At 39.2% G+C, this 12,815-nt stretch carries 16 protein-coding genes; 11 read left to right on the top strand and 5 right to left on the bottom strand.

Going from position 1 to position 12,815, the window contains the following annotated elements; translation table 11 throughout:
- Positions 1-8: 8 nt before the first annotated feature.
- From NQ540_RS09220 to NQ540_RS09170, 11 genes are all read left to right on the top strand, one after another.
- Positions 9-386, top strand: a complete 378-nt coding sequence (locus tag NQ540_RS09220) for a hypothetical protein (protein ID WP_039848998.1) — start codon at positions 9-11, stop codon at positions 384-386.
- A 133-nt stretch (positions 387-519) separates the two neighbouring features.
- A complete protein-coding gene (gene ifs / locus NQ540_RS09215; protein ID WP_005606464.1) occupies positions 520-1,407 on the top strand; it encodes an NAD glycohydrolase inhibitor in 888 nt (295 codons plus the stop codon).
- 88 nt (positions 1,408-1,495) lie between these two features.
- Positions 1,496-1,897: a hypothetical protein gene (locus tag NQ540_RS09210; RefSeq protein WP_005606463.1), complete on the top strand. Its 402-nt coding sequence runs from the start codon at positions 1,496-1,498 to the stop codon at positions 1,895-1,897.
- Between the two features lie 87 nt (positions 1,898-1,984).
- Positions 1,985-2,362, top strand: a complete 378-nt coding sequence (locus NQ540_RS09205) for a hypothetical protein (protein WP_005606462.1) — start codon at positions 1,985-1,987, stop codon at positions 2,360-2,362.
- Positions 2,363-2,490: 128 nt separating this feature from the next.
- Positions 2,491-2,724 (top strand): Imm74 family immunity protein, encoded by a 234-nt coding sequence (locus NQ540_RS09200; protein ID WP_005606461.1) that lies wholly within the window; start codon positions 2,491-2,493, stop codon positions 2,722-2,724.
- A 44-nt stretch (positions 2,725-2,768) separates the two neighbouring features.
- A complete protein-coding gene (locus NQ540_RS09195) occupies positions 2,769-3,098 on the top strand; it encodes an Imm59 family immunity protein (protein ID WP_005606460.1) in 330 nt (109 codons plus the stop codon).
- A gap of 138 nt (positions 3,099-3,236) precedes the next feature.
- Positions 3,237-3,581, top strand: a complete 345-nt coding sequence (locus tag NQ540_RS09190; RefSeq protein ID WP_005606459.1) for a DUF2185 domain-containing protein — start codon at positions 3,237-3,239, stop codon at positions 3,579-3,581.
- 28 nt (positions 3,582-3,609) lie between these two features.
- Positions 3,610-4,479, top strand: a complete 870-nt coding sequence (locus NQ540_RS09185; protein ID WP_005606457.1) for a hypothetical protein — start codon at positions 3,610-3,612, stop codon at positions 4,477-4,479.
- 152 nt (positions 4,480-4,631) lie between these two features.
- Positions 4,632-6,875 carry a heavy metal translocating P-type ATPase gene (locus NQ540_RS09180; RefSeq protein WP_005606455.1) on the top strand — a complete coding sequence of 748 codons (2,244 nt, stop codon included), beginning with the start codon at positions 4,632-4,634 and terminating at the stop codon, positions 6,873-6,875.
- A gap of 20 nt (positions 6,876-6,895) precedes the next feature.
- A complete protein-coding gene (locus tag NQ540_RS09175) occupies positions 6,896-7,093 on the top strand; it encodes a heavy-metal-associated domain-containing protein (protein WP_039849054.1) in 198 nt (65 codons plus the stop codon).
- Between the two features lie 99 nt (positions 7,094-7,192).
- On the top strand, positions 7,193-7,510 hold the full coding sequence (locus tag NQ540_RS09170) for a heavy metal-binding domain-containing protein (RefSeq protein WP_005606452.1): 318 nt from the start codon (positions 7,193-7,195) through the stop codon (positions 7,508-7,510).
- 455 nt (positions 7,511-7,965) lie between these two features.
- Here the strand turns inward: NQ540_RS09170 and lacD are convergent, their stop codons facing one another.
- The 5 genes from lacD to NQ540_RS09145 form a co-directional block, all read right to left on the bottom strand.
- Positions 7,966-8,970: a tagatose-bisphosphate aldolase gene (lacD, locus tag NQ540_RS09165; RefSeq protein ID WP_005606451.1), complete on the bottom strand. Its 1,005-nt coding sequence runs from the start codon at positions 8,968-8,970 to the stop codon at positions 7,966-7,968.
- A gap of 62 nt (positions 8,971-9,032) precedes the next feature.
- Positions 9,033-10,190 (bottom strand): N-acetylglucosamine-6-phosphate deacetylase, encoded by a 1,158-nt coding sequence (gene nagA / locus NQ540_RS09160; RefSeq protein ID WP_005606450.1) that lies wholly within the window; start codon positions 10,188-10,190, stop codon positions 9,033-9,035.
- Between the two features lie 27 nt (positions 10,191-10,217).
- The gene (gene agaS, locus NQ540_RS09155; protein ID WP_005606448.1) at positions 10,218-11,384 is read right to left on the bottom strand and encodes an SIS domain-containing protein; all 1,167 of its coding nucleotides are present in this window, start codon (positions 11,382-11,384) and stop codon (positions 10,218-10,220) included.
- Positions 11,385-11,404: 20 nt separating this feature from the next.
- Positions 11,405-12,133, bottom strand: coding sequence for a GntR family transcriptional regulator (locus tag NQ540_RS09150; RefSeq protein ID WP_039848995.1), 729 nt, complete (start codon positions 12,131-12,133; stop codon positions 11,405-11,407).
- 217 nt (positions 12,134-12,350) lie between these two features.
- Positions 12,351-12,800, bottom strand: coding sequence for a PTS sugar transporter subunit IIA (locus tag NQ540_RS09145; protein ID WP_005606444.1), 450 nt, complete (start codon positions 12,798-12,800; stop codon positions 12,351-12,353).
- Positions 12,801-12,815 lie beyond the last annotated feature (15 nt).

The following is a 12,815-nucleotide window of genomic DNA, read 5'->3' as shown; positions in this document are numbered from 1 at the left end:
GGAGAAAAATGATTAAAAGAGCATACGATATATTCAAATATCAAAATAATAGCATTAGCTTAATGATAAGTTTTTTTGATCCCTATTATCAAACCTTATGTGAATTTTTTGATACAGAAGTCAATAATTTTTACCCTCATATTTATAAAGAATTAGAGGCGGTTGTTACTGGTCAAAAAGAAGCGTCTGATTTTGGCGGTAATATGCTGAATATTGATATCGGTAAAGAGGAAACAGAAGTATACTATCAAATGGATGATGAAAGTCTTGGGGAACCTTGCTTTATTTCAACTGACGAACTATATAAATTAGTCATTGAATGGAAAGAAATGGAAGATAGAATGTACAGAGGGGAAGATATTTTTCCTCTTACCCTAGAGGATTGAATACGATGACTTTCTATCTGCGATTGAACGTCAAGGCTATTATGAAATCAAAAATCCACGTGTCTATAAGCCTGGCACTAATGAAACTTATGAAATTAAAGGAATTTTTAGAATTAACCAATGGAGTAAATAAATGAAAAAATTTGAAATACCAGAGCCTAAAGAATATGAATCTTTTGTTAATTTTTATCGTGATACGATGAGAGAAGGGAAAGAGGAGGAAGCTTTTTTAGGCACAAATCCAAAATATCGTATATGGCAAAGGGATTCTTATGAACTTGATAGCACAGACATTTTAGTATTGATGGAATATTGCTTATATCCTCTGTATATGGAAGGTGATAGGGAAATAGCGCGCAGAACCTTTGATATCTTGAAAGAGTTTAGTTTATCTAATGATTTAATGAGATTAAAGAAAGTAACGAAATATATTTCTATTCAAAGTAGATGGGTAAAGAAATATACAAGCCTTCCCTTTGTTATTGAAACAGATGAATTGGTAAGAAATATTATAGAAAGCATTTCAAAATTATCAGATGAGCAGAAACGTACTTATACCTATGAAAGACTCTGTAATGTATTAGACCATAGTCCATTATACAGACAGTGTGACGAAGAAAAGGTAGAGAAGATTCTTAAGGAATTCAAGGAAAAATACTACAATCCCCCTAAGGTAGTAGAAACCATTAAAACAGTTGAGGAAATTGTACTAGACGTTACGAGTATCGATGCGATGGGTGTTTCTGATGACCATTTGGAGTTATTGTTGATTGATGAGAATAAATGGATAGAATCTCTGGAAGAAGAACACTTGTTGAAGCTTCAAGAAAAACTCAACAACTATATCTACTTCCTCGAAAGAAAGCAGTATGTGGCACGATATGGCGATAGCTTTGACAAAAAAGTTATCCATATTACTTTTCAATATTCTCCATCTGATAATGGGCTAGCCTTTCTTGCAGCAGTTCAGAAGGTATTACAACCGACGGATATGAGCTTGAAGGTAGAATTACCAGAGTGATAAAGAGAGCGAAAGACGCTCTCTTTTTTTATGTTATAATAAGACTATATTTATAAAAAGATTATTTCAGCTTTCCAAATGGAATAAAATGAATTTAGAGGTAAGATTAATGAAGAGAGTATATTCAATTTTGGTTTTTGGAAATGAAGAAAATGATGTAATGTTAGTTTTGAAATTTACAGATCAAAAATTTCAATCGTTGTCAGACTTTTTAAATTCTGAGGTTCATAATTTTTATCTGCATGTTCGAGAAGCTTTGGAGAATGTAATTACTGGGAAGATGAAAGAGTATGCTTTTGATGGTAATATGTTGGGAATCGAAATTGGAAAAGAAATAACAGAAGTTTACTTCCAATTTGAGGAAGAAATATTGGGCGCTCCATGCTTTATTCCTACAAATGAACTTTATAAATTAGTTTTAGAGTGGAAAGAAATGGAAGATAGAATGCACAGAGGGGAAGATATTTTTCCTCTTACCCTAGAGGATTGAAGATGAATAAACAGAATGATGTATTTAGACTCTGAGAAAAAGATTATTTCAGCTTTTCCTAGCAGTGAATAGAAAGGGACGTAACAAATGTTAAAAAGACGATATAGAATATTTAAATATCCTGACGGTGATATTAGATTATCAATAAAATTTTTGGATGAAAAATATCAAACTTTAGGCGAGTTTTTTATCGTTGAGGTTAATGATTTTTACCCTGATATTTATCAAGAATTAGAGGCGGTTGTTACTGGTCAAAAAGAAGCATCTGATTTTGGCGGTAATATGCTGAATATTGATATAGGGAAAGAGGAAACAGAAGTATACTATCAAATGGATGATGAAAGTCTTGGGGAACCTTGCTTTATTTCAACTGATGAACTGTACAAACTAGTCATTGAGTGGAAAGAAATAGAAGAAAAAATGTACAGTGGGGAAGATGTTTTTCCGCTAATGATAGAGGGTTGAGATGGATTAGAGAGCTTCTATCAGAGATACAGCGAACTACCAAGATTGAAGGCCAATCCAAATGTTACTAAGGTTACAACAATAGATCCTAAAACAGGGGTAGAAAAAATTATATTCGAGAGGTAGAAATGAAAATTACAGGAACAAGATCAACAATTACTTTTGATTTAGAGAATGGTTTCCTCTTAAAAGCACAAGGAGAATTGCTGAACAATAAAAAATTTGTTGTTTATAAAGATAGTATGACACAATGGGAGCCCCCTCATGAGAATCTTCCGATAACTCAAAGAGAAATAGAAAATATTATTAATACAGCTAAAAAAATGGAGAGCAATCAAACGATTCAATTAGACTTTGTATAATTATGTTGTATTCTAAGAGGAATGAATCTCAATAAGGTGAAAAGATGAAAAAGATGGAATTACTTAGAGAAAATATTCTGAACGAAATTAAAGAATTAGGTTATGAAAGTTTACGATACTCGGTTTTTAATGAGCATGGTCTCTCAGAATGGGAAACGCGAATTGAGTTCAATAATGAAACTGAAAAATATGAGGTATATCTAACAAGGGATCGAGCTGGGAAAGGAAAGATTTTTGAGTATACCGATTTTAAAGAAGCAAAAGAAAAATTTATGGAGTTATTAGAACATACTGTTTCAAGAAACAAGTACTATATTTCCAATGGTTGGGCTCCACAATATTCATCCCCCCTCTGGGATGATGCCACAGAATAACAAATAGATTCTTCCTTAGAAAAAGAGAATAGACTGAGGTAAGTAAACTAGATTAATTTTTTATTTAAAAAGTATATGGAATTTTCAACATGGTTTTTACACCAATATTGTTAATTCTTAATTTAATGGAGGAGTACAATGATTAATAATAGTGATTTTGGTGGTTTTATTGTTTCGAATAATATTCTTGAGGGTAAGCCGATTCGATATACTTTTCGTGATCAATCTTCAATCCCTCAATTAAACGGATGGAATCTATTATCCATTGAAGATGATGAAGAGTATCTTTCAGATGCAGCCAATTTCAAAATTCTAGGAGCCGATTCAATTTATGAAATTGCCCCAGTAATGCTTGAGATTTTCGAAGCACCGTATGGGACAGATTTATGTTGGCTATATGAAGAGGGTGTTCATGTTGGCTTTTACGATTTAATCGAAGAGAGAGAAACTACGATAGAAGAAATTTTATCTTCAGCAAAATAGAGGGTTTTCATGTTGGAGGAATTTAGATTTGTATACAGGAGTAACGATTTATTTTAATAAAGATCTAGGGTATATTTTGGGAGCCCATTCAAAGCAAGAGGAGACGAATGCGCCAATTATTGTGCCGCCAGTTTTACGCGTTGAAAAAGGCTGTACGGATCAAAGAATCATTGAAAGTATTACTGCAGCACTAGAGATTTCTAAGAAAACACCTCTTTACACAGGCGATTTATATGAATTTTGGACAGAATTGGGATGCAAGACTTTTAAAGCTTTTAGCCAAAAGTTCACTTCTGTCAAAATCTTTTTACGTGGTGATGTATGTAGAGTGCAAGGTTTGAAGTTGGCAACGAAAACAGGTGGATATGTAGCAGATAAAGAGGCCGTGTTCGAATGTCCCGTCACAGAACTTCATGCACATCTTTCCGAAATAAAGAGACTGTTATCTGTTGAAGAAGTACTGCCGAGTGCGGCACAGTTTTTGACACTTTCTGGAGCTAAGGTGACTTATGCGCCATTGACTGATGGATATAACGATTTAGGAGATGGCCATACGGATGCGTATCGCCTCTTTGCAGATACTCGTAATAAAAATAACGTTCTATCATTCATGATTGATAGTGGGTATGCAAGCTTTAGTAAAGCAGATATCCAGTCGGCGTTTACGAAATATTATGGCGAACTGTTGGAGTTTCATGTTGAAAAATTTACAGATCGTCTCTACCTCTATAAAATTTCAGCAAAGACAAGGGATTGGATTATTGTTTCCTATCTTTTTAAAGAGCACGATGAGTTATTAGAAGTCTTGTATCAAATAGAGTTAAACACATCTCAAGAAGAATTCAGTAGAGTTCAACGAGATTTTGAGCAATTAGTGAGCTCTATCAGAATCAATTAAATAGATTATACCGAGACTCAAGTCAGCAGAATTGCTGTTGGCTTGAGTTTTTTATTCAAAAAAAAGTTTTTGAGCTTCCTTGTTGACATTTGTAAATTACAGTTGTAAACTAACAATGCAAACGACAAACGTAAACGAAAGTGGTGAAAGTAATGAGCAAACAAAAAGAATACATTATCGAAGGAATGAGTTGTGCTTCATGTGCCATGACGGTAGAAAACGCCGTTAGCAAAATTCCAGGCGTTGATAAAGCCAGCGTCAACTTGGCAACCGAGATCATGACTGTTGAAGCAAACGATAGCGTGACCCCTGAAGACATCGCCAAAGTGGTTGATGGTGTGGGATATAGCGCTCGTCCTCGTGACAAATCAGTGGAAGAAGAACTCGAAGAAAAGAACGAAAAGAAAGAAGCGCACTTAAGAGAAATGAAGCGAAACCTAACCATTTCAGCGATTTTCACCGTGCCACTTCTCTTTATCGCAATGGCCGATATGGTTGGAATTCCAATGCCAGCCTTTCTAAGCCCAATGCAAAGTCCAGTTAGCTACGCGTTGATTCAATTGGCGCTCGTTCTCCCAATTCTCTGGGTCGGACGTCGTTTCTTCGTGGATGGATTTAAGGCCTTATCCAAAGGACATCCGAACATGGACAGCTTAGTCGCACTTGGCACAAGCGCTGCGTTCCTTTATAGCCTTTACGGAACGTACCATGTATTAGAAGGCCATGCGCATTTTGCGATGAACCTTTACTACGAATCAGCCGGCGTTATTTTAACCTTAATCACTCTTGGAAAATACTTCGAAGCCGTGTCAAAAGGAAAAACATCCATGGCGATTCAAACGCTCGTAGGACTCGCTCCTAAAATGGCGACTGTTTTACGAGACGGACAAGAAGTAGAAGTTCCTGTAGAAGAAGTGCAAGTGGGCGACCTCATTCGTGTCAAACCGGGTGAAAAAGTTCCAGTCGATGGCGTCGTGGCAGAAGGAAACTCAACCGTTGATGAATCGATGTTAACAGGGGAAAGTATTCCAGTATCCAAAGCAGTTGGCGATGAAGTGATTGGGGCAAGTTTAAATAAAACAGGTTCCTTCATTCTTAAAGCAACAAAAATCGGGAAAGACACAGCCCTTTCTCAAATCATTCAGTTAGTCGAACAAGCACAAGGATCAAAAGCGCCGATCGCAAAACTGGCCGACAAGGTTTCAGGCGTATTCGTTCCAATCGTAATCGCCTTGGCTCTTGTTTCTGGACTTGCTTGGTATTTCCTTGGACAAGAATCATGGGTGTTTGCCCTCACGATTACCATCTCAGTCCTCGTTATCGCCTGCCCATGTGCGTTAGGACTTGCGACACCTACCGCTATCATGGTTGGGACTGGTAAAGGGGCCGAAAATGGAATCCTTCTTAAGAGTGGGGAAGCGTTGGAAGAAGCCAACCACGTGAATATGGTTGTTTTCGATAAAACAGGAACTATCACAAACGGAACTCCTGTTGTCACAGATGTAGTTACTGCCGATCATACCGATGCAGATGCGATCGTTCGCCTAGCTGCGAGCCTTGAAGTAGCGTCAGAACACCCTCTTGGTGAAGCGATTGTTGCCAAAGCCAAAGAACAAGGGGCCGCATTTGATGAAGTGACGAACTTCGAAGCCATCCCTGGTTTCGGGATTAAAGGCCATGTTGGTGAAACACTCGTCTTCCTTGGCAATGAAAAATGGATGCGCGAAAATGGTCTTGCCGATGCTAAGATGAATGAAAAAGCGAACCGTTTTGCCGAACAAGGAAAAACACCGCTCTATATCGGATATAACAATGCTGTACAAGGCTTGATTGTTGTTGCGGACACTGTAAAAGAAAGCAGCGCGCGTGCTATTCAAACCCTACATGAAATGGGCATTCAAGTAGCCATGATGACAGGGGACCACGAACGAACTGCACAAGCAATTGCCACTGAAGTGGGGATTGACCGCGTATTTAGTGAAGTTTTACCGCAAGATAAGGCGAATTATGTCTCAAAATTGCAAGAAGAAGGCTATATTGTGGCGATGGTGGGAGATGGTATCAATGATGCTCCAGCTCTTGCACAAGCGCAAGTTGGTATCGCAATCGGTACCGGAACAGACGTAGCCATCGAATCTGCGGACGCCGTCTTAATGAAGAGCGACTTGATGGATGTACCAGCGATGTTAAAACTCAGCCGTGCAACCATCCGTAATATTAAAGAAAATCTATTTTGGGCATTTGCCTACAACGTTATCGGAATTCCATTTGCGATGGGGGTTCTTCACCTCTTTGGCGGACCACTCCTCAACCCAATGATTGCCGGAGCCGCAATGAGCTTCAGTTCCGTATCCGTTGTCCTCAACGCCCTTAGATTAAAACGCTGGAAAGCATAACTTTAAAGGAGAGATTTATGATGAAAAAAGAATATAATTTAGAAGGAATCAAATGCGCAGGATGTGCCAACACAGTGAAAGAACGTTTCTCAAGCGTCCCAGGCGTGACAAACGTTGAAGTCAGCTTAGAAAACAAAGTAGCTACAGTCGAAGGCGACGCAAGCGTTGACGCATTACAAGCATCCCTCGAAGGTACAAAATACAGCATTCAAAAGTAAAAAAATTCAGACCGCTTGAATGATATATCGGACCATTCTCCTATAGATTTTTTATCACAAGTGCAGTAATATGAAGATAGAACAAAAGGAGGAATTTCTATGATTATTACTACAACGCAAACGGTCGAAGGGTATCAAATTGTTGAGTATAAATGGATTGTTTTTGGTGAAGTGGTAGCAGGTGTTGATGCTATAAAAGATATCGCAGCTGGACTAAGAAATTTCTTTGGAGGCCGCTCTAGAGCTTATGAAGGAGAACTTTCAGAAGCCAGAGAAGAAGCACTACAAGAAATGGAAGAAAGAGCTACAAAAATCGGAGCGAATGCTGTAGTAGGCGTGAAAATGGACTATGAGTATATGGATGGCATGATTATGGTCACCTGTAGCGGAACCGCAGTCGTTATTGAAGAATTATAAAAATTAAGAAAGCTAGGCAGATAGCCTAGCTTTCTTTTTTGTTGTTCCTGTTTCATCTCATGGTTAGTAGAAGTAAAAAAGTAGAGCGTTGCTTACAACACCCAGTGTGGTTTCGATGATTCTACACCGGTCTAAGTGCCTGCTTCGTCTATCACCCTTCCTCTACAATCCATGGTTAGAAGAAGTAAAAGAAGTAGAGCGTTGCTTACAACACCCAGTGTGGTTTCGAAGAACCTTGCGGATTCTATAGTAATAGTGATGGGAGTTTGCATTAAAATGAATTAGGGGACGTAGGAATAACATTCCGTACGTCCCCTTTGAGGCTTTAAAGGCCGAGAGACTTTAGACTCGAGCCGGTGCCTCATCACTATTAATATGAAGATATCCGCAAGGATTTAAAGAAACCACAGCGGACATCAGGTGTTTAAGAGCAACGCTCTTTACTTATAAGGTAATTATTTTACTTCTGCACGATTTAACCATGGAGTTGCAGTTTCATCTAGAACAACGTTAAGGTCCTCGATGTTCTTACGTCCTTGGTTTGCCAACCACGCACGACCAGCTTCTTCCCCTTCAGTCGCAAACACAGCTACAGAATCTTTCCATGTTGCACGACCACATAACACACCATTGAAAGTAGAACCAGCTTCTTTAGCAAAGCGTAGAGTTTCTTGGAATAATTCAGCAGAAACACCAGCGCTTAAGAAGATGAATGGTAAGTGAGTGATTTCAGATTGTTCTTTGAATAAACGTAATGCTTCTTCACGAGTATAAACAGGTTCAACGCCTTCTTTAGTGAAGCCTTCTACGAAGTTCATGTTTACTGGAACTTCCACTTTTAATACATCAACGTTGTAACGTGGGTCAGAGAAGACTTTCATTGCGTCGTTTACTTTATGAGGTTTTACTTTAGCGTATGCAGCTGATTTCACATCATCGTCACTTGCTTCGTAAGAAACGATTTCTAAGAAGAATGGAATATCTTCTGCCACACATTCGCTACCTACACGTTCTACCCATGCATGTTTGATGTCGTTGATGGCTGGATCTTCGTCAATATCATAGTATAAAAGAACTTTTACAGCGTCAGCGCCTAATTCTTTAATACGTTTTGCAGACCAGATTGGAAGTAAGTCTGGTAAGCGGCCGATTTCAGTTGCGTCGTAACCAGTTTTTTCGTAAGAGATTAAAAGTCCGCAGTCTTCGTGGCGTAATTTTGCAGCTGGAAGACCATATTCTGGGTCTAAAAGAATTGAAGAAGAGTATTTTGTTAATTCTTCAGAAATTAATTCTTTGAAGCGGATGATGCCTTCGTCCCCTTTTACATTTGGGTTTCCTGCAGCAATCATTTTTTTCAATGAACCACGTTGGTCAATCGCTAAAGCACCGATGACATGGTTTTTGTTGGAAAGTTTTACTAAGTGATCATATTTTCCTTTTGTTAATACTAATTTTGACATAATAACACTCCTTAAGTTATGGATTGGGGCACTCTCACGCCTCGTACTCACTGTTTTTTTGATTATTTTGCTTCGAAATAAGGCTTACCATCTAAGTAAGTCGCTTTGAGTTGTAACTCATCGTCTAATACGATGAAGTCTGCTGCGTACCCTGGGTCGATGCGTCCGCAAACGTCGTCAATACCGACTGATTTTGCAGGAACAAGGCTGGCCATTGTAATAGCTTCGTGTGGAGTCGCAATGCCCCATTTCACAACGTTTTGAACCCCTTGGATAAGTTCCAAAATACTTCCGGCAAGGCTACCGCCGTCTTTTAATCGAGCCGTACCGTCTTTTACGATAACAGGGAATTCTCCAAGCATTGATTCGCATTCTCCCATTCCACCCGCACGCATGCAGTCTGTAATAAGGGCTACATGGTCGTGGCCGCAACATTTCATTACGATACTTGCGCTCACTGGATGTACGTGGTGACCATCACAGATTAGTTCGTCGAATACGTTTGGCAATGTGAGTGCCGCACCGACAACACCTGGTTCGCGGTGATGTAAGCCGCGCATTCCGTTGTATGTGTGAACGAAGATGTTCGCACCAGCTTCAACAGCGTTTTTACAATCTTCGTAAGTACCATCTGTATGTGCAAGAGCTACATAGATGTCTTTTGTTTTCGCGTGTTTGATGAAATCAACGGCACCGTCACGTTCTGGCGCAATCGCGATTTTCTTCACCCAACCGCCAGCGCGTTCTTGCCATTCATCCAAGATTTCAGATTTAGGGTCGCCCATGTATTTAGGGTTTTGCGCGCCTTTGTATTTTTCACAGAAGAATGGACCTTCTAAGAAAATTCCTCTGATTTTAGCCCCGCCAAGCGTTGTGGCGTTATCGCCGACTGTTTGGCAAACATCCGCTAATAATTCGCGAGATGCGGTTAGGGTTGTTGGTAAGTAAGAAGTAACCCCGCATGAAGGAAGTCCTTCTGAAATGGTACGAAGAGCTTCTACGTCATTATCCATGACGTCGGCGCCTTTGAATCCGTGAATATGTGTATCCACAAGACCTGGGGCAATTTGATAGTTGCCGTAGTCGATAATCTTAGCGCCGCTTTCTGGTTTTTCTGTTTGGAAGGCTCCGAAAGTTCCGTTGTCCAAGATTGGTAAGTATCCTGGACCTTTCACTTTGTCTTCAAAATAAAATGCTTTGGCATAAATATAAGTTGTCATAGGATCATCTCTTTTCAATAAAGTTATTTATGCTTCTAATGGGTGAATCGTTACACCTTTAACGACACGGTTAACAGTGCCTGTTGGTGAAGGAGTGTCTGGTTTGTTTCCAACTTTGATAGAAGAAAGTAGAGAAACGGTTTGGCCAAATACTGCATATGGAAGTGCAAGGTAAGCATCTGGAACGAAACGATATTCTTTATCAAAGCTGAAAGATAGACCTTCAAAGTCGCTCTCTGCATCCACTCCAACCGCAAGAACAAGGCGTGCGATTTGGTCGCCGTGTAATTCGTTTAAGATATCGATATCGTATTGACGAGTATAGTCGTCGTTTGATACGAATACGAAGGCTAGAGAAGAGCTGTTTACAAATGATTTAGGACCGTGACGGAATCCCATTGAAGAATCGAAGGCTGTCGCAATTTGACCAGCAGTCAATTCAAGAATCTTCAATTGAACTTCGCGAGCAAGTCCGCTTAGAGAACCAGAACCTAAGTAAATCACACGGTTGTAGTCTAAGTTCACGTAATGTTGAATCACGTCTTCACGTTCTAGAACGCTTGTCCCCATTTGACGGATAGCTTTCACGAAACCTTCTTTTTCTTCAAGTGAGTGAGCTTCGTCGAATACAAGAAGCGCTGTAAGAGTCATACATGTGAAGCTTCCTGTCATCGCAAAACCAGCGTCGTTAGAGCGATCTGGCATCATTAAGAGTAAGTTATTTGTATCGTCTTTAGCAGCAATGGCTAATTTTCCTTCTGGCGCACAAGTAATCGTGATTTGATAGAAGTCGCGCACGATTTGTTGGCCAAGTTGCACACTTGCAAGACTTTCTGGTGAGTTACCGCTACGTGCAAATGAAACAAGCACTGTAGGAATTTCTGCTTTGAAGTAGTCATGTGGATTACTTACAAGGTTTGTTGTTCCGACAGATTGGAAATCAAAACGATCTTCATTTCCTGTACGTTTTAAGTAAGGAAGAATCGTATCTCCCACATATTGTGATGTACCCGCACCTGCGAAAATCACGCGAAGGCGACCTTCAGGTAAGTTGTTTAAGAAAGCACTAATGCGTTCTAAGTTTGTTTTGTAGTAATCAAAAGCTTCTTTCCACAATTCTGGTTGTTGGCGAATTTCGCGCGTTGTAATTTCTGCAGATAAAGCTTCTAATTGACTGGTTGAAAATTGAAACATAATACCCCTCCAAAATTTTTTTATTGATTTGTTCGATAGTGTCTTACCTTGTAGAAGAATTGATCGCTTCTAGCTACACTAATGGTGTATTCAATGATGCGATTTTCGTGATTCAATGTCGTTCGTCTAAACCTTAAGCAAGCTCCATGTGGATCCACATCCAGCGCTTCAGCTTCTTCCGCACTTAAAATACTTGCGGAAAATTCTTCGTCAGCATAGTGGATTTGCTGATTGAACTTACTTGCAAACACATCGTATAAAGAATGACCTTCTAGAAGTGTTTTTGTTAACCCTTTAAAAACATCGTAAGGTAAAAATGTGGTTTCCTTCATAAGTGGAATTCCGTCTGCATACCGAATGCGTTTCAATCGAAATAGCTTATCACCCGCTTCAATCCCAATTAATGGGGCGATAAATTCATCGGCTTCATAACAGTCCAGAGAAGTAATTTTTGTCGTAGGGACTTTACCGAGTTCCTTCATCTGTTCTGTAAAACTATATCCTTCTAGTAAGTTTTGACGTTCTTTCCACTGATTTGAGATGAACGTCCCTTTGCCATGGCGTTTATAAATAAACCCAAGTGTCTCCAATTCTTTTAGCGCTGTTCTAACAGTGGTTCGACTCACATTGTATACTTTCGTAATTTCTCTTTCTGAAAGCATCTTTTCGTGCGCTTTCCCCTTTGTTTTAATGAAATCCATTAATGCTATACTTAGCGTTGAATAAAGAGGAGAGGGTTTAGCAACCATATTGAACCCTCCTTTCAAAAACATTCTACAACTGGTCACTACCAGTTAACTTTATTGTAAGAGTTTTTATCGGTTTCGTCAATAGAATTGGAGGAAAAAGAATGATAGTCTCCAGAAAAAATGAAAGCAACTCCCAAAATTCACTTATAAGTGAATTTTGGAAAAGGAGTAAAAAAGAGAGAATAGTCATCGTTATTCTCTCCCATATTATTGGAGACTAAGCTCCTAAATGACTATTTAATACCTCTTCAAGTTGTTCAGCAGTTTTAGCGCTTAATAAAGCTTCTTTCACATCAGCTTTCATTAACATCCGAGCTACGGTTGCTAGTAGTTTCAGATGGGTTGTTCCAGCTTCTCCGTCAGGAATTAGTAGACTAAAGATAAATAAAGTAGGGTTCCCATCCATACTATTCCAATCGATTCCTTCATTAAGTCGTACAATCACGATTTTCGGAGTCGTGATGGCACTTGATTTTGCATGTGGAATTGCGAATCCGTCCATCATTCCTGTTGTTCCTTGTTGTTCACGTTCTACAAGTCCGTTGTACACGGCATTTTCGTCTGCTGAAACGCCTAGTGCCACCGCTTTTTGTGCAATGAAGTGAAAGACTTCTTCTTGAGAAGTAAGATTTTCATTTAAGAAAATAGCTTCTTTACTAATTAACATTTCAAACCTCCTAAG

Source organism: Granulicatella adiacens ATCC 49175 (genome assembly GCF_025150565.1).
Lineage (GTDB): Bacteria > Bacillota > Bacilli > Lactobacillales > Aerococcaceae > Granulicatella > Granulicatella adiacens.
The sequence above is the reverse complement of the archived record's forward strand: the minus strand, read 5'-3'. Positions and strand labels throughout refer to the sequence as shown.

Bases quoted from the DNA above. Each gene is read 5' to 3' on its own strand.
- NQ540_RS09205 (WP_005606462.1), top strand. From the start codon at position 1,985: ATGTTAAAAAGACGATATAGAATATTTAAATATCCTGACGGTGATATT.
- NQ540_RS09175 (WP_039849054.1), top strand. From the start codon at position 6,896: ATGAAAAAAGAATATAATTTAGAAGGAATCAAATGCGCAGGATGTGCC.
- NQ540_RS09220 (WP_039848998.1), top strand. From the start codon at position 9: ATGATTAAAAGAGCATACGATATATTCAAATATCAAAATAATAGCATT.
- NQ540_RS09200 (WP_005606461.1), top strand. From the start codon at position 2,491: ATGAAAATTACAGGAACAAGATCAACAATTACTTTTGATTTAGAGAAT.
- lacD (WP_005606451.1), bottom strand. From the start codon at position 8,970: ATGTCAAAATTAGTATTAACAAAAGGAAAATATGATCACTTAGTAAAA.
- NQ540_RS09210 (WP_005606463.1), top strand. From the start codon at position 1,496: ATGAATTTAGAGGTAAGATTAATGAAGAGAGTATATTCAATTTTGGTT.
- NQ540_RS09150 (WP_039848995.1), bottom strand. From the start codon at position 12,133: ATGGTTGCTAAACCCTCTCCTCTTTATTCAACGCTAAGTATAGCATTA.
- NQ540_RS09190 (WP_005606459.1), top strand. From the start codon at position 3,237: ATGATTAATAATAGTGATTTTGGTGGTTTTATTGTTTCGAATAATATT.
- NQ540_RS09145 (WP_005606444.1), bottom strand. From the start codon at position 12,800: ATGTTAATTAGTAAAGAAGCTATTTTCTTAAATGAAAATCTTACTTCT.
- ifs (WP_005606464.1), top strand. From the start codon at position 520: ATGAAAAAATTTGAAATACCAGAGCCTAAAGAATATGAATCTTTTGTT.
- NQ540_RS09195 (WP_005606460.1), top strand. From the start codon at position 2,769: ATGAAAAAGATGGAATTACTTAGAGAAAATATTCTGAACGAAATTAAA.
- nagA (WP_005606450.1), bottom strand. From the start codon at position 10,190: ATGACAACTTATATTTATGCCAAAGCATTTTATTTTGAAGACAAAGTG.
- NQ540_RS09180 (WP_005606455.1), top strand. From the start codon at position 4,632: ATGAGCAAACAAAAAGAATACATTATCGAAGGAATGAGTTGTGCTTCA.
- agaS (WP_005606448.1), bottom strand. From the start codon at position 11,384: ATGTTTCAATTTTCAACCAGTCAATTAGAAGCTTTATCTGCAGAAATT.
- NQ540_RS09170 (WP_005606452.1), top strand. From the start codon at position 7,193: ATGATTATTACTACAACGCAAACGGTCGAAGGGTATCAAATTGTTGAG.